This is a genomic window from Streptomyces sp. HPF1205, assembly GCF_020400825.1.
Classification (GTDB): Bacteria; Actinomycetota; Actinomycetes; order Streptomycetales; family Streptomycetaceae; genus Actinacidiphila.
This window is the reverse complement of the sequence record NZ_JAINVH010000035.1, coordinates 51,010-68,052: the sequence shown is the minus strand read 5'-3', so window position 1 is coordinate 68,052 and position 17,043 is coordinate 51,010. Positions and strand designations below refer to the sequence as shown.

At 69.3% G+C, this 17,043-nt stretch carries 10 protein-coding genes; all 10 read left to right on the top strand.

The features are described from left to right. Position 1 precedes the first annotated feature (1 nt). Complete coding sequence (locus K7G61_RS29555; RefSeq protein ID WP_225850114.1) at positions 2 to 661, top strand: hypothetical protein; 660 nt, start codon at positions 2 to 4, stop codon at positions 659 to 661. Beyond that, a complete protein-coding gene (locus K7G61_RS29550; protein ID WP_225850113.1) occupies positions 658 to 2,466 on the top strand; it encodes a DUF4254 domain-containing protein in 1,809 nt (602 codons plus the stop codon). Before K7G61_RS29555 ends, K7G61_RS29550 begins: the two co-directional genes overlap by 4 nt. Before the next feature lie 86 nt (positions 2,467 to 2,552). Further along, positions 2,553 to 3,128 (top strand): phosphoribosyltransferase, encoded by a 576-nt coding sequence (locus K7G61_RS29545; RefSeq protein ID WP_225850112.1) that lies wholly within the window; start codon positions 2,553 to 2,555, stop codon positions 3,126 to 3,128. 59 nt (positions 3,129 to 3,187) lie between these two features. Continuing rightward, complete coding sequence (locus tag K7G61_RS29540; protein WP_225850111.1) at positions 3,188 to 4,282, top strand: glycosyltransferase family 9 protein; 1,095 nt, start codon at positions 3,188 to 3,190, stop codon at positions 4,280 to 4,282. Then, positions 4,279 to 5,415: a hypothetical protein gene (locus K7G61_RS29535; protein WP_225850110.1), complete on the top strand. Its 1,137-nt coding sequence runs from the start codon at positions 4,279 to 4,281 to the stop codon at positions 5,413 to 5,415. The genes K7G61_RS29540 and K7G61_RS29535 overlap by 4 nt, the downstream gene beginning before the upstream one ends. Then, the gene (locus K7G61_RS29530; RefSeq protein ID WP_225850109.1) at positions 5,400 to 6,161 is read left to right on the top strand and encodes an SDR family NAD(P)-dependent oxidoreductase; all 762 of its coding nucleotides are present in this window, start codon (positions 5,400 to 5,402) and stop codon (positions 6,159 to 6,161) included. The genes K7G61_RS29535 and K7G61_RS29530 overlap by 16 nt, the downstream gene beginning before the upstream one ends. Further along, on the top strand, positions 6,154 to 6,720 hold the full coding sequence (locus tag K7G61_RS29525; protein ID WP_225850108.1) for a histidine phosphatase family protein: 567 nt from the start codon (positions 6,154 to 6,156) through the stop codon (positions 6,718 to 6,720). The genes K7G61_RS29530 and K7G61_RS29525 overlap by 8 nt, the downstream gene beginning before the upstream one ends. 565 nt (positions 6,721 to 7,285) lie before the next feature. Continuing rightward, entirely contained in the window at positions 7,286 to 7,630 is a 345-nt protein-coding gene (locus K7G61_RS37085) for a helix-turn-helix domain-containing protein (RefSeq protein ID WP_308190735.1), read from the top strand. Positions 7,631 to 7,696: 66 nt separating this feature from the next. After that, entirely contained in the window at positions 7,697 to 8,785 is a 1,089-nt protein-coding gene (locus tag K7G61_RS29515; protein ID WP_225850106.1) for a site-specific integrase, read from the top strand. Between the two features lie 356 nt (positions 8,786 to 9,141). After that, on the top strand, positions 9,142 to 17,034 hold the full coding sequence (locus K7G61_RS29510) for an RHS repeat-associated core domain-containing protein (protein ID WP_225850105.1): 7,893 nt from the start codon (positions 9,142 to 9,144) through the stop codon (positions 17,032 to 17,034). Positions 17,035 to 17,043: the final 9 nt, after the last annotated feature.

Below are 17,043 nucleotides of genomic sequence, written 5' to 3'. Positions count from 1 at the left end.
GATGGCAGACATGTCCGACTTCATCAGCCTCAACGGACCCGACAACGTCGGGAAGACCACGCAGTTACGGCGGCTGGCCGAGCGCTGGGAGGGATTCCAGGCGCTGGGCGCTGTACATGAACACGACCCGGAGCCCTGGGAGCGCGCCGCGACAGGGGACTACGCGTCCTGGTGGTTCGAGAAGTCGACGACCGTGGAACTGGCCACCATGCTGGTCAGAGGCCACGCAAAGCGTGCTGCCGCCCGCGAGCCCGACCGCACCGGGCTGCTCGACCGCGGCCTGCCCATGCTCATCGCGGTGGCCTCCGCGACCAGCGTCGTCAAGGACGGCCTGTCGGCGCGTGAGGCGCTGTGGACCGTGCGGGAAATCGCCGCCGCGATCCCGGCACCGCCGGAGACCTCGGTCCTGCTCATGCCCTCGCTGAACGCCGAACGCAGCTACGCCATCACCAGCACCCGCGAACGCCGCCCGTGGACCGGGATCTACCCCACCTATCAGAAGGTGCTGCACGAGATCCTGCTCCGCCAGTCCGATGAAGGCGCGTACGACCTGGTCGTGGACTGCGAACACCACGGCCGGGCGGACGTCCACAGGCAGATCATCGAGGGCCTCACCCTCCCCCTGAGCGCCGACGACATCGGGGAGGACGACGACCGATGACGACCGTCACCAGCAACCCCCCTCCGCTCATCCTCCCGCCCGGCTTCTCGCGGGCCGCTGCGAGCCTGCCGGAGAAGGACCTCCGCCGCTTCGACGACGCTGTCACCCGGCTGCACGCGGTCAACACCCGCCTGTGGAAGACCGAGGACCAGGTCCGCGCGGCGGGACTGCCGGCCGAGCGAGTAGCCGACTGCAAGCGGGAGATCGACCAGCTCAACGCCGAGCGCAACGCCCTGGCCGAACGGGCCGACGAAGTCCTCGGCGCGCTCGGCGGTGCCGCCCAGGCCGACACTCCGCTGCACACCGAGACCCTCGCCTCTGTCCTCGACCGGCTGTCCATCCTGACCCTGCGGATCTGGCACAGCGAGCGTGCATCGGACCGTGACGACCTGGCCAAGCGCCGCGTGCCTGCCCTCCACAAGCAGCGGGACGAGCTGTGCGCGGCGCTGGACTCGCTTGCCGCCGACGTCCTAGCCGGCACTCGGCGCCTCCCGATACCTGCCCGCTACAAGCTGTACGGAGCGGACGAGGCGGCGGCCATGGAGATCACGCCGAGCCCGCGCCTGGTCCGGGTGATCGCCTTCGGCGGGCTGAGCGAGTGCGGCAAGAGCACCAGCGCCGAATTCGTCCGCCGCACCTGCGGGGCGCAGCGGTTCAAGATGGGCTACCTGCTGCGCCAGGCCGCCGCACGCAAGGGACTTGCCGACCCGTACGCACTCTCCCCGCGCCGCCAGGCAGAACTGCTCCTGGACGAGCTGAACCGCTTCGCGGACACCCACGTGGACACCCAGCTGATCACCATCGAATCCGTCCACGACGAGGCGTCGATAGCCGAGCTGAAGCACCTGATGGGCGACCGGCTGCGGATCGTGTATCTCGACGTGCCCTTCGCCGTACGGGTGAGCCGCTCCGGGATCGTGGCGCACGCCGTCGCCGCCAAGGACGAGATCAAGATGAGCCGCGGAGCCCACCGGGTCGCCGCCCTCGCCGACCACCTCATCGACAACTCGGGCAGCATCACCGAACTCCGCGCCCGCCTCCGACGGATCGCCGCACCACCAGTCCCGGCCAAGCCCCGCACCACCACGCCGTACGGACTCGGTCTCCCCGGACCGGTGGCCGCCGCCACCTCCGACCTCATCGACGGGCTACGCTCGTACGGTCGGGCCGTCCACCTTGCCGCGCTCACCGGCAGCCCGGGCGAGGGAACCTGGATCGCCGGCTGGTCCGACCTCGACCTCCTGGTCATCGCCGACCACTCAGCCGCGGATCAGATCGGAAGCGCGGTCAGCCACTACCAGCAGGTCCTGGGCGACGCGGCCTCCGTCGGACTGACCCTCGCCACGCCCGGCGAACTGCTCGCCCGCCAGCTCACACCACGAGTTGCCTTCGCCCTGCACCAGCTCCAGGCCGACCGGCCCGTGCTGTACGCCGACCCGCTCCTGGAGCTGCCGCACATCACGACGGACGAGCTGGACCTAGCCGCAGTGCGCGAACTGCCCCAAGTCATCCTCACCATGCGACGCCTCCGTGCCGAGGCCGGCCCGGGTCAGCTGCGTCAGCTCTACAAGCACCTGGTCCTCGCCTGCCGCCTCCTCCTGCGAGGACACGGGACGTGGGAGACGGGCCCCGACCGGATTCTGGCCGCTGCCTCCCGACTCCCCGGACTGCCGGCCTTCGGTATTCCGACCCTGACCGAGACCGCGGTGGCCTGGAGCGAAGGCTCCCGCGAGCAGGCCCTCGCCTCGGTCCTGCCGGCCGTCGACGCTTTGCTGACCTGGTACGCCGACCAGCTCGCCGCCTGACCGCGGACCTGACTCAATCTTCCCAAGGCAGCCCGGCGCGACGCCGGCCCCCTCTCACTGCATCACCTCTCACCCGGAGCTTCGCCATGCCCGAAACCCTTGCCGTACCCCCGTTCTCCGCCCGGATCGTCGAACGCCTCGGCGTCGGACCCACCAGCCGCCGCGAACGCGTCATCCACTCCCTCGACGGCCTGGAGGATGCCGTCCACCCTGACGCCCTCGCCTCGGCCGGCAACCGCCTCTGGGAGCGGCTGGTGACCGAGGTGCCCGAGGCCCTCGGCACGGTGGACTTCCTCCTCGGCCTGGACGCCGGCGGCATCCTCCCCACCGTCTCCCTTGCCTCCGCCGCCGCGCTCCCGTACAAGATCGCCTGGAAGCTGCACCTGCCGCTCGACGGCGCGGTCCGCTTCAGCGAGCCGCACGCGATGCGCACGGACGTCTTTGCGTACGGGATCGCTCCCGGCCAGCGGATGGTCCTCGTGGACGACGAGATCACCACCGGCCGGACGCTTGCCGATCTCACCCGGCGCCTCCGCGAGGCCGGTGCCCAGCCCGTGGCCGCCGCGTGTCTGGTGGAGGACGCCACGCACGGGGCTCGTGCGCTGCTCGCGGACATCGGGATGCCGTTGGTGGCGTTGACGGTGATGGGGGCCGGGCAATGACGACCATGATGACCGGGGTGCGCTTCTGTCCCGGAGGCGAATACGTTTCCGCCCACTCGGTGCACACCACCCCCCTGGGGTACGACCGGCAGAACCTCGCCGCCGGAGCGCCTCTTCCGGTGCCGGCGTCGGCCGAACTGGTCGACCGCCTGAACGAGTGCGACGAGATCCTGGCCTCCTTCCAGGGCAAGCTCGGCGACTCCCTGCTCGCCCTCGCGGCCGTCCGCGCCGTCCGCGACTGGCTCGGCCAGCGATCACCCGCAGCATTGCCTGTACGGGCGGAGGGACCATACGCCCAGCTCATCGCCCGCAGCGGACTGCTCACGGGCCCGCCGGGCACGGCCCCGCGCGGAAGGTTCGCCGTCATCGGCGACCGCGAATCCATCGAACGCCATCAGGCGGCGGCGCACGTGAGCATCGTCTGCGACCCCGCCGCACCACCCTGCTGGTCCACCGACGGCCAGGCGTACCCCGACATGCCCGCCCGCTACTACCTCGCGCTCGAACGCCGCCTCGGCCTCCGCCTCCCGGCACAGGGCTCGTTCGCGCCCACCCTCATCACAGCTCCCAACCGGCTCACCCAGCAATTGCAGGCCGCAGGCTGGCTCGACGGCCTGACCATCGCCGCCATCGCCGCCACCAGCTGGCCCGAGCGCAAGGACTACACCGCCGAACGCTTCACGGAGGTGGCCAGCCGCATCGCCGACGCCCGGCAGACCCCGGTCCGTCTCCTGCTCATCGGCGGCGACCAGGACGGCTGCGTCCGCATCGCCGCAGCAGGCGGCGCCCGAGGCGTCCGGGCCCTGCACCTCGACGGCCTCCCCGCAGACGACCTCGCCGACGTCTTCCCCCATTGCGACCTCGTCCTCGGCAACGACACCGGTCTGACCCACCTCGCCGCCCTGACCCGCACCGCCGACGGCAGCGGACCGCCCGTACTCGGCCTCTACGCCCGCCACTCCCACAGCAAATGGCGCACCGGCCTGCCCCACCACCACGCCGTTGCCACCCCTTTCTCCGAGCGCATGCACCAAGGCGACCTCTGCCCCGTACGCGACGCCATCGCACCCGACTCCGACGTCCACCTCGACGCCATCACGCCGACTGCATTCGCCCGGGTCTGCGTCGAGGTGCTGGGCGGAGCCGAAGAATGACCGCAGTACGTCGGTGGCACGTCGGTCCCATCCGCCGCGCCACCCGCAACCTCCTCCTCCCACTGGACGTCAACGGCCGCCCGCTCCTGGCCAAGTACACGCGAGACCGAGAAGAGGCCCGCCAGGAAATCCGCGGCCATGCCCGCCTGCTCGGCCACTACCACATTCCCGCGCTCCACGCCCACGTCCGCGTCCCCGGCGGATACCTGCTGGCGTACGAACGCCTGCCCTCGGGCCGCGACAAGGGCCTGCTCCTCGACCTGCTCAACACCGAGGCGCCCACCGCGGAACTCCTCCAGTACATGGACAACCTCACGACCGCGTACCGCACCGTCATCCTGGCCACAGCTCAGGAAGTGCCGCCCGAGAACGTGGTCCGCAAGCTGTACTGGGACCGCGCGGCCCCCGGCGGACGCTTGGACACGTACTACGCCGGAGCCGACTTCCCCGTCGCCGAAGGCATCATCGACCTGCCGGTCAGCCGCCTCGCCGAATACGTCCTCGTCATCAACGGCCAACCGCGCACACTCGGCTGGACGGCCACTCTGCGCCGCCTACGAGCCCACTTCCAGCGCACCGAACCCGTCTGGGCCGCCCTTACCCAGGGCGACCCCACCGACGTCAACCTCGCCCACCCGCTTGCCTGGCTCGACTACGACACCGCCAGCCCCAACAGCATCCTCGGCGAGTTCGCCAACTTCCTCTGGCACGCCACCGCCCTCGGCGGCTGGCTCGTCCCCACCTACAACCCGGCCGCCTTCGCCGACCACCCCGCCACGTTCCACCGCGTGGCGGCCAACCGACCGCAGCTGGGGCGGGCGCACGTCAACCACGCCACTCGCACGATCCACATCGACTACACGGCCCACGTCTCCGCACCCCGCCGAACCGCAGCAACCGCCTACTGGCACCAGCTCGTCGAGCCCGTCGCCGACAAGCTCTGGCCCCACGCCGACCTCGCTGAACTCCTGCGCCCCTACCTGGCCATGCGGATCCTCGCCGTCTACAACCTGGCCGACCTCACCCCCGCCGACCGGCTGCTCGCCTTGGCCCGCCTCGCCGAAGCCATGAGCCCGTCCTTCGCCCCCGCCACCTTCTTCTCCGTCGAGGAGGCACCATGCCCGGCCCCCTGACCGGCCACACCGCCCTGGTCACCGGTGCCACCGGCGGCCTCGGCACCGCCATCGCTCGCCGCCTGGCCGCCGACGGGGCCGTCGTCGTCCTCGCCCACCTCGACGACTGGGACACCGCCCGCGCCCTCGCCGACGAGATCACCGCGAACGGCGGCACTGCCCGCCCCCTGGAAGCCGACCTCCGCGACCCGGACGCCGTCCGCGCCTTCTGCCGCCAGGCCCACGCCCGCCCCGGCCCCATCGACGTCCTCGTGAGCAACGCCGGTGCCTACCCCCGCATGACCTGGGCCGACACCACCTCCGCCGTCTGGGACGACGTGCTGGCCACCAACCTCACCAGCCACTACCTCCTGGCTCACGAACTCACCCCCGCCATGGCCGCCCGCGGCTGGGGCCGCATCATCACCATCGGCTCCGTCCTCGCCACCGCCGGCCGCCATGACCTTGCCGCCTACATCAGCGCCAAAGCCGGCCTCGAAGGACTCACCCGCGCCCTCGCCCGCGAACTCGGCCCCGCCGGCGTCACCGCCAACTGTGTCGCCCCCGGCTCCATCGCCGTCCCCGCCGAAGCCGCCGTCGTCCTCGACCCCGACGCCATGACCGCCCGCCAACTCGCCCGCCAGTGCGTCCAACGCCGCGGCCACCCCACCGACATCGCCGCCACCGTCGCCTTCCTCGCCACCCCCGACGCCGGCTTCGTCACCGGCCAGACCCTGCGCGTCGACGGAGGCTGGATCCTTGGCTGACATCTGGCTCATGCGCCACGGCGCCTACGAAGGCCACCACTCCGGCCACCACGCCCCACTCGATGCCCCCCTCTCCGCCGAAGGCCGCGCCCAAATCCACCGCGCCCTTCCGCTCCCGGAGGGCGTCACCGCCATCGTCACGAGCCCTCTCCTGCGCGCCCGCCAGACCGCCGACCTTCTCTCCCACCTCACCGGCATCCCTGTCATCGACACGAGCCCGCTCCTGGCTGAGTGGCGCGCCCCGAGCATCGTCATCGGCCACACCCCCGAGACGTACCCACCCGAATACCGCGCCTGGCGCGAACAGCGCACGGCTAACCCGTCACTGGCCTGCGGAGACGGCGAAAGCCTCACTGAACTCCACCAGCGGGCGTCCCGCTGCGCCAACTACTTACGCGTCATGACTGAAAGTCATGGCGGTGCGATCCTTGCCGTCTCCCACAAACTGTTCCTCGGAATGCTTATCAACCTCGCGGCAGGCCCCGCCGCGTTTGGTGCCGTCAGCCGAACGGACTGGCCCTTCGCCGGACTCTCATCACTTGCTGGGCGGCTCCTGTAGCCGTAAAGTCCCCATTCCACACTGCGCCTGACCGTGACGCGCGATGGCTGAGTCCAGGTGCCCGGTCCCGGAGCGGCTTGTTTTGGCTTGGTTGCTGAACCCTTGGACAGAACACCCGCTGTAGGGACTTGTCTTGCCGGATATTAATGCTGGCCGGCGTTTACGAACCGCAACGGCTGTAGAGGTGTGAAGACAGGGAGTGGTCGCGCTAGGTGCGAAATAGCAATTCGCCCACGGCAGACATGAATGTGAACCAAAGAGTGGATGGCTCCCTTGCGTTCATGTCAAAATAAAGCGCTCGCTGGTTCACTGCAATGAAAGGATACACCCTGCGTCTGGTCCGACTCCACTCGCATCACCGCACTGTCGTAGATGATGCATGCTTCGTATGCGCTTTTTTCGCGCTACGAAGGTGAGTCGGGACCGGCCTGCGGGGCGCGTCGGAAGTGCAGGTAGCCGGGACTGTTGACTGCGGCTCCGGTAGTAGGACCCGTCCAGGCAGGGAAGCAGCAGTTGTCGGCGTCCGCTGCTCTGACTCGTGAGGGGGTCCTCTATAGCGTGGAAAATGCCGTCAGGCAAAACGTGTTTTCTGGGGATCATTGTTGTCGTCCCGCTCCGGTTGGTCCTCTCCCGGGACGCTGGACATCGACCTCAACCGCTTGGTCCTCTGTTGCCCTGCCCGCCGGTTTCCAAGGACTTGCCCATGCCTACACGTTTGCTGTCTATCCCTGCAGTCGCCGCCGCTTTGGATGTCGATCGCCGCACTGTCTACCGATTCATTGCTGCGGGGGAGTTGCCGGTCGTCGACCTGCGTACAGGAGCGGGCCGGTCCCGCGTCCGGGTCCCCGTTGACGGGCTGGAGGAGTTCATCACCAGCAGGTCGCTTGCTGCTTCGCGCACTCGCCGCTGAGCTTTCGTTGTCAGTGCAACGTCCCCTTTCCTCGAACGAAGGAGTAGTGCCGCGTATCTGCGTAAGTTGAAGTCCGGGAAGTGGCAGGCGACGGTGCGTAACCGGGCCGGAGACCGGTTCAGCGAGTCGTTTTCTCTCAAGAGCCAGGCCCGCGCCTGGGGTATCGAGATGGAGACTCAGTTCGCTCGTGGGGGTATGCGCGATCCGCGGGTCGGCGCGCTGCCGTTTCGCGAATGGCACGAGCGATGGTGGAACGCTCGTGTGGTGGAGCCCCATACCTTGCGGGGGGACGCGTCGAGCATCAAGCACCACGTTCTTCCCTACTGGGCCGACTGGGAGATGCGGGCGATCACCCGAATGGATGTTCAGGGCTGGGTCCGTGCCCTGATGATCAAGGGCACGGGCGCCGCTGCCATCAAGCGGGCCTACAACTTGATGTCCTCCATCATGCGCGCGGCCGTCGATGACGATGTGATAGCGGTGAGCCCCTGCCGCAGCATCGACCTGCTCCAGATCGCGGTCAAACCCGCGCAGTGGTTCACGCTCGACCAGGCGCAGAGCATCCTCGACGAACTCCCCTCCGCGTGGAAGACGATGTCCCTGCTCGGCTTCTATACCGGTCTTCGCTGGGGAGAGTTGTCGGGGCTCCACCGTCACCGCATCGACCAGCGCCGCTCCCGCTTGTTCGTGGTGGAGGTCAATACCAAAAGCGGCATCAAGGAATATCCGAAGACCTCCAAGAGCAGGCGTGAGGTACCACTCCCGCCTCATGTTCTACAAGCACTCGAACGCCACATCCACCGACTTGAGCGTGATGCCCTGGTCTTCACCACCGTCACCAAGGGCCGTGCCGGCCGCCGCCTCGACGACGGCAACTGGCGGCGCCAGACCTGGTGGCCCGCCCTCGCAAACGCCTACTACTTCGACGGCTACGGCGAGCAACAGGCTGTCCCGCACTACCCGCCGCACTCCATGCGCCACACCTGCGCCTCGTGGCTTGTCCAGAAGGGAGTCTCGCTCTATGAGGTCCAACACCTGCTGGGACACGAGAGCTTCCAGACCACCCAGCGCTACGCGCACCTGCAACCGGACGCGCACAAGGCCGTCCTAGGGGCCGGGGAGCGCCTGGACGTTCCGCTGACCATAGCCGCATAGAAATCCTCCGCCCTGTCCCGTACGGACAGGGCGGAGACGTTTGTCTGATCAGACGCTCACCGTAACGTCTCCATCGGGTGGCCCTACCTTCCTGCTTGGGCTGAGCGAGCCATTCGTAGGGTTGGCTCGGGACTGTCTGATTCCGCACGGTGGGGGGCTGGTTCGCGTTCTACTTCCTGCGTGGGACTCCATGTACGGTGCCTCTGGCCGTGGGCGATCAGGGATCGCTGTGTTGCGTGCGGCCGTCGTGGGGCGGGATGCCTGGGGGGCATGCGATGCGTCATGGAAACGAGCGGTTCCGTGTTGCCTTTTTCCAGGAGCGGGCGCTGGGGTGGGGTTCACGTCGAGGCGGGGGCGTGTTACGACCGGGGCGGCTGCCGGGCGTGGTGCTGCTCGCCCTGACGGCGCTGGTCCTGTCACTGCTTCCGGCCTCGGTCAGCTACGGGGACGCGGGCCCTGGCAGGGCTGGGGCCGGTACGGCGGCCGCACGGCCCTCCGGTACGCGGCCATCGGGCGTGCGCAAGGCATCCGGAGCATCGACCGCGAAGCCGACGACTCCGTCGGCGAAGGCGTCGCCGGAGAAGGCCGCGGCGGCCGCCTCGTCCGGACCTGTGGTCTCCTCCGCGGTGTACGCCTACGACGCGGCCGGCCGACTGGTCGGAGTGACCGACCCCGGCGGCGATACCGCCCGATACCGGTATGACGAGGTCGGCAACCGACTCGGGGTCGACCGCTATCCCTCCAGCCAGTTGTCCGTGCTGAGCGTGGTGCCGGCCACCGCACGGCCCGGGGACCAAGTGGTCGTCTCGGGTACCGGCTTCTCGGCCACCTCGGCCGACGACACGGTGATGTTCGGCAGCGTGACCGCCCAGGTGACCGCGGCGACCGCGAACCGGCTGACGGTCACGGTGCCGGCCGGCGCCGGGAGCGCTCCGGTGTCGGTGACGGTCAGCGGTACGAGCACTCAGTCCCCGGAGGCGTTCTCCCTGGCCGCCCCTGGACCGGTCGTCTCCGGCATCGACCCGCCGAGCGGAACGGTGGGCACGAGCGTGGTGATCAGCGGCAGTGGGTTCGCCGCCACCGCGTCGGACAACGTGGTGCGCTTCAATGGGGTGCCGGCCGAGGTCAGTGCCCGCACCGACACCTCGCTCACGGTCTTCGTGCCGGACAGCACCACCGGCAAGGTAACGGTGACGACTCCCGCCGGAACCACCACCTCCGCCTCGGACTTCACGATCCCGGCAAGCGGGGACGCCTACGACACCACCGTGAAGGTGGCCGTATCCGACACCACGCCCACGGTCGTGGCCATTACCCGGCCCGGACTGAAGGGCCGGGTGCTGTTCGACGCCTCGGCGGGCGACGATGTGAGCCTGGGCTTCACCAGTAAGACCTTCACCTCGCTGGCCGGACTCACGCTCTACTCGCCGCAGGGAAGCCAGATCGGCACCGCCGATCTGTCGGGTTCGTCCTCGCCCGCGGACTGGGATCTCAGCGACCTGCCGGTCAGCGGCACCTACACGATGGTGCTGGCGCCGTCGTCCAACGAGACCGGCCAGGTCTCGGTCACCTTGTCCGCGCCGGTCGCGCAGAGCTTGGACCTGACCGGGACGACCCCGGCCGCGCAGATCACCCGCCCCGGGCAGGACGCGCGCTGGAGCGTCGACGAGACCGCGGGCAACAGCCTGAGCCTCGGGCTCGACGCATCGGGCATGACCGTGTCGGGGACGCTGAGCGTGTACCGGCCCGACGGAACCCGCCTGGACCAGCAGTCGGTGTCGGCCAAGGCCAAGGCGTCCTACGGCTACCCGTCGCTTCCCGACACCGGCCGCTACACCGTCGTCTTCGATCCGTCCAACGCCGCCACCGGAACGGTGTCGCTGACCGGCTCGCCCTTCCTCCAGGTCGGCACCCTCAGCCGCACCGCAGCCGGCAGCACCGCGCAGATCACCCGGTTCGGCCAGTGGGCGGTGGCGACCTTCCACGGCGACGCGGGCACGCCCGCCAGCCTGGCGGTTACCGGTGTCACCTTCACCCAGTCGGCGAACGTGCGGATCCTGGCTCCGGACGGCACGCAGGTGACGTACCTGTCGGCAGGCAGCGGCAGTTCGGCGCAGCAGTGGGACAGCGCGTCGCTGCCGCAGACGGGGACGTACACCGTACGCATCGAGCCGTACCAAGGACAGACCGGCTCGGCCACCCTCACCCTCAGCGACCAACTGCCGGCCGGTGCCCTGACCACGACGGCTGCCACCACCCAGGTCAGCGTGACCCGCCCCGGGCAGGACGTCACCGGCACGTTCACCGCCACCACGGGCGACAACCTCTCGCTTGCCGTCACCAAGACGACCCTGACGTCCAACGCCTACCTGACCGTGACCGCGCCCAGCGGCGCCCTGGTGCTGAACAAGAGCTACGTGTCCGTCGGCAGCAACACTGTGCTGACCATGCCGGGCGTCCCCGAGGCGGGTACGTACCACCTGCTGATCAACCCCGCCGACGCGGCCACCGGGACCTTCGGCCTGACCTTGTCCGCCGACGCACGGATCGCGCCCACCGTGGACGGCTCTTCCGCGGCGCTGAACCTTTCGCGCCCGGGGCAGCGCGGCAGGGTGGTCTTCACCGGTCACAAGGGCGACCTGCTGGGCTTCGGGGTGTCGGCCAACAGCCTTGCCAGTGATGCCAAGCTGACGCTGATCCGGCCGGACGGCAGCCAGGACACCAGCGTCGGGTACGTGTCGTCCTCGTCGACGGGCTGCGTCTATCTCGCGCCTCTGCCGGCCGACGGCACCTATCAGCTCCTGGTCGATTCGGTGAGCGCCGGCTCCACCGGCTCGCAGACGTGGTGGCTGTCGTCCCCGGTCAGCACCGCCACCCTTACGCCGGGCGGCTCCAACGGCACGGCGGCGCTGACGAGGCCGGGCCAGCAGGTGCGCGTCCCGCTGACCGCCACGGCCGGGTCGGGGGCGGCGGTGACCTTCACCGGAACCTCGCTGACCCAGGCTGCCGACCTGGCCGTCGTCGCTCCCGACGGTACGCTCACCAAGGGCCTGGGCACCGTCTACAGCAGCACGGCCGGCACCGCCGACCTCTTTCCGCCGCTGGCGGCGGGCACGTACCAGGTGCTGGCCCGGCCGCAGTATCCGGCCACCGGCACGCTGACGGCGGCCCCGTACAAGGACATCGACGGCGGCACCCTCACTCCGGGCGGCGCGCAGAAGACCGCGACCGTGGTCTCGGCGGGGCAGAACGCCCACTTCGCGTTCGCCGGGACCGCCGGGCAGACGGTGTCGCTGACCATCGGGTCGGCCGCGTACAACTGGTACGTCACCGTCGTGAACCCGGACGGCTCCCGTCTGGTCAACCACCAGTCGGTCAGCAAGACCGCCGTCACCTACTCCGTACCGAAACTGTCCGCCACCGGCACCTTTCTGATCAGCGTGGATCCCGCCTCGCGGGCGACTGGCGCGATCACCCTGGGCGTCGGCGCGCCGACGTCACTGAACACCAACCCGATCACCACCGTGCCGCCGACACGAACTGCGGCCGTACGGACTCCAGCGCACCCCGCGACGCCCACCACCCGACCGACGTCTGCGGGCGTTCCCGATCCGGTCGGGCCCGATGTGTGGAGGCCCGGTAAGGAGAACCTGGCGGGCCACGACTGGATCACCCGCCGCGGTCCCGCTCCGGCCGCGCCTCCGGCACTCACCGCCCCTCCGGGCGTGACGGCCCTGTCCGGCCGGGTGCTCAAGCTCGACGGCACTCCGCTGCCGCACGTCACGATCACCGTCGGCAGCCGCGTCACCGGTGGTTCCGGTACGGCGGCAGTGTCGGCCGCCACCGACCGCCTCGGCCGTTTCCTGCTGCGCGGCATCGCGCCGTCCACCACGACGGTGACCGTCGACGGATCCACCGCGAACACCCGCGACCGGTCGTACGGCCTGTACCGGATACGGGTCCATCCGGCCGCCGGCCGCACCACCTCGCTTGGTTTCCCGGTGTGGATGAGCCCGCTGGACACCGCGGACGTGGTCCACCTCCCGGTGCCCACCGATCGGGAAGTGGTCCTGACCACGCCCAAGATCCCCGGCCTGGAAGTGCACATCCCCAAGGGCTCGGTGATCCGCGACACCGCAGGGCACGTCGTCACCCACTTGGGCATCACGCCGATCCCCATCGACCGGTCCCCGTTCCCGCTTCCCACCAACGGCATCGTGCCGGTCTTCTTCACCGTCCAGCCCGGCGGCAGCACGGTCTTCCCCGGCGGCGCCACCATCGTCTACCCCAACTACACGCACGCGCCGCCCGGCAGCGTCATGGACTTCCTGTCCTACGACCCCAAGGGCGCGGGCTGGCACACCTACGGCCACGGCAAGGTCAGCCCCGACGGCCGGCAGGTGGTGCCCGACAAGGGCACCAACGTCTGGTCCTTCGACGGCGCCATGTTCAACACCGGCCTGCTGCCGCCGTTCGACTTCTCCTGGCTGGGCGACTTCACGGACTGGCTCAGCGGCGACCCGGTCAACCTCGCCACCGGCATGATGACCAACTCCCAGACCGACCTGGCCGTCTCCGACGTCCTCAGCGCCGAACTCACCCGCAGCTACTGGCAGGGCGACACCCACTCGCGTGCCTTCGGCATCGGCCAGGACCTGATCTACAACGCCTTCCTGCACTCCGAACAGCAATACCAGCAGGTCGACCTCTACCTTCCGGGCGGACGCAAGGTCCACTTCACCCGAAGCTCTCCCGGCACCGGCTGGAGCGACGCGGTCTTCACCCCCGCCACCGCGGACACCGACTTCACCGGCGCGGTCATCAGGTGGAACAACAACGCCGGCTGGAACCTCGTCTTCGCCGACGGAACCACCTGGGTGTTCCCCGAGTACGCGCCGCTGAACCAGATACGTGACCGGCACGGCAACACCGTCCTGCTCACTCGCGACGACGGCAACTACGGCAACGTCACCCGGATCACCACGCCCAACGGGCGCTGGATCAGCCTGACGTACGACACGAGCAACCGGGTCACCCTGGCCAGGGACAACGCAGGGCGCTCCACCTCCTACCACTACGACAGCGCCGGCCGCCTGGACTCCTTCACCGACGCCGCCGACCACACCACGAAGTACGGCTACGACGGCACCAGCAACCGCCTGGCCACCGTCACCGACGCCCGCGGCATCACCTACCTGACCAACACGTACATCGGCGGCCGCGTCAGCCACCAGCAACTGACCGACGGCACCACTTACGGCTTCTCCTACACCACCGATGCCTCCGGCAACGTCAGCGCCACCGACGTCACCCAGCCCGACGGCACCGTCCGCCACGTCGCCTTCGACAGCGCCGGATACACCTCTTCCGATACCGAGGCGGCCGGGACTTCCCTGGCCCGCACCGTCACCTTCACCCGCGACACCGGTCACAGGCTCGCCTCGGTGACCGACCCCTGGCAGCGCCGTACCGATCTGCACTACGACAGCGCCGGGCGCTACACCGGCAGCACTGAACTGGCAGGCACCACAGACGCCCGCGACAGCGGCACCGTCAGTTGGGGCGGCCCCTGGGACCAGCCGCAGTCCAGCACCGACGCCCTGGGCAACACCACCACGTACCACTACGACAGCGACGGCAACCTCTCCGCGGTCATCGACCCCGAAAACCGCGAAACCGACTACACGTACCAGAGCGACGGCCAGGTCAAAACGGTCACCGACCCGGCCCACGCGGTCACCACCTTGCGCTACGACCACGGCGACCCGACCAGCGTCCAGGACGCCAACGGTGCCGTCGACCGGCAGTTCAGCGACGCCACCGGCCGCCCCGTCGCGACCACCGACGCCACCGGAGCCACCACCACCTACCAGTACGACGCGCTGAACAACCTCAAAAAGGTCACCGACCCGCTCGGCCACTCCACGTCGTACGGCTACGACGAGAACGGCAACCTCAAAACCCTCACCGACGCCCGCGACAACACCTGGGCCTGGGACTACAACGACTCCGACGAGCCGTACCGGGTCACCGACCCGCTCGGCGCGGTCGCCTCCTTCGGCTACGACACCTCCGGCCGGGTCACCTCGACCACCACCCGCGCCGGCCGCAAGGCCACAGAGACCTTCGACGACCTCGGCCGTCCCAAACACGTCGAATACACCGACACCGGACAGCTGACCCCCAGCTCCACCGCCGACTACGCCTACTGGGACAGCACCAACGACCAGATCAGGACGATCACCGACTCCCAGGCCGGCACCACCTCCTACAGCTACGACGTCCACGACCGCCTCGCGGCCGCCACAGGCCCCACCGGAACGGTGAGCTACACCTACGACGACGCCGACCGCCTCCACACCATGACCGCGGCCGGCCGCACCCAGACCTACACCTGGGACAAGTCGAGCATCCTGACCTCCCTCACCGACGGGACCGACACCACAACTTTCACCCTCGACCCCGTCGGCCGCGAGAAAGCCGCCACCTTCCCCGGCGGATGGGCGCGTAGCTACGACACCGACACCACCGGCCAGATCAAGGCCATCACCTACACCCACAACGGCACCACCACCGGCACCCTGTCCTACGACCGGGACGTGCGCGGGCTGCAGACCGGGTTGAGCGGCACCCTGGCCCGCATCGCCCTCCCCGCCGCCCAGAGCGCCGGCAGCTACGACGCCGCCAACCGCCCCTCGGCCCTGGACGGCCGGACCCGCACCTACGACGCCGACGGAAACCTGACCGCCAGCGGCCAGACCCACTACACCTGGAACGACCGCCAGCAGCTCACCGGAGTAAGCGGGTCCGGCACCACGGCGTCCTTCGGCTATGACGCAGCCGGCACCCGGATCACGAGGACCGTGGGCGGCAGCACCACCAAGTACCTCACCGACGGCTCCAACCCGCTCGCCGAACTCGACGCGAACGGCAACCCGGTCACCCAGGAGACCACCGGCGGCCTGGACGACCTGCTCACCCGCACCGAGAACGGCACCACCCAGGTCTACCTGACCGACGCCATGGGCAGTGTCGTCGGCCTCGGCAACCCCGACGGCACCGTCGCAACCAGCTACGCCTACGAACCCTCCGGGGCCACGACAGCATCCGGTGCCGCCAGCGACAACCCCTTCGGCTTCACCGGCCGCGAGAACGACGGCACGGGCCTGGACTTCTACCGCGACCGCTACTACGACCCCAGCGCCGGCAGCTTCATCTCCGAGGACCCCACCGGCCAGGCCGGCGGCTCGAATCTGTACGAGTACGCCCTCGATTCGCCCACCACTTACACCGACGCCAGCGGCGACAACCCGCTGCTGGCCTCCTGTGCCGTGGGCGGATTGGTCAACGGCGGCCTGGACTACTTCATGCAGCGCTTGTCGGGCCGCAAGGTCAACTGGGGCGAGGTCGGCACATCGGCCCTCACCGGCTGCCTGACCTCCATGCTCCTACCCGGCGACGAAGGCGGCTTCCCCGGGGGCTGCACCGCCAACAGCTTCCCCGCCGGTACCGAGGTCCTGATGGCCGACGGCACCCGCAAACGCATCGAGGACGTCGAAGTCGGCGATAAGGTCGCTGCCACGGACCCGGCCACCGCCGACCGCGAAAGCCGCCCGGTCACTGCCCTCATCCAGGGAACCGGCGACAAACAACTCACCGACATCACCATCGGCGGCCACACGATCACTGCCACCGACGGACACCCCTTCTGGGCCCCCGACATCGGCGCCTGGATCGACGCCGGCAACCTCACCCCCGGCCAGTGGCTGCGCACCAGCAACGGCACCTGGGTCCAGATCACCGCGATCCGCCATCGCACCGCGCGTGCGACGGTCTACAACCTCACAGTCGACGGGCCGCACACCTACTACGTCCTCGCCGGCGGCGCTTCGGTCCTCGTCCACAACTGCGCCGAATATCCGACGTACCCCAGTTGGCTGCCGCGCTTCCTGCGCAAGTACCCGGAGCCGAACGGCACGGTTGCGGACCTGCGAGGCGTTGATACACCGGATGTCGACGGTTCCCCCCTGAGCAGGAAGAAATTGCGGGACGCACGCAGCCTTGGACCGGACAATCTGGTGAAGGCCCTGAACAAGCCGAAGGACGGAGTGCACGCTCGCCTCAAAAAGTCCGGCCAATCGGTGGACGAGGGCAATCACCGCATCTATGTGCTGCTCGAACTCGCTGAAGGCGGGTATATCCCATGGGGCACACGGGTGTTCGTAGGGGGACTGGAGTCGCGGCAATGAGGGACGGTT

What these genes read in the sequence shown, in the direction of transcription:
- K7G61_RS29555 (WP_225850114.1), top strand. Translation starts at nt 2, where the DNA reads ATGGCAGACATGTCCGACTTCATCAGCCTCAACGGACCCGACAACGTC.
- K7G61_RS29550 (WP_225850113.1), top strand. Translation starts at nt 658, where the DNA reads ATGACGACCGTCACCAGCAACCCCCCTCCGCTCATCCTCCCGCCCGGC.
- K7G61_RS29545 (WP_225850112.1), top strand. Translation starts at nt 2,553, where the DNA reads ATGCCCGAAACCCTTGCCGTACCCCCGTTCTCCGCCCGGATCGTCGAA.
- K7G61_RS29535 (WP_225850110.1), top strand. Translation starts at nt 4,279, where the DNA reads ATGACCGCAGTACGTCGGTGGCACGTCGGTCCCATCCGCCGCGCCACC.
- K7G61_RS29530 (WP_225850109.1), top strand. Translation starts at nt 5,400, where the DNA reads ATGCCCGGCCCCCTGACCGGCCACACCGCCCTGGTCACCGGTGCCACC.
- K7G61_RS37085 (WP_308190735.1), top strand. Translation starts at nt 7,286, where the DNA reads ATGCCGTCAGGCAAAACGTGTTTTCTGGGGATCATTGTTGTCGTCCCG.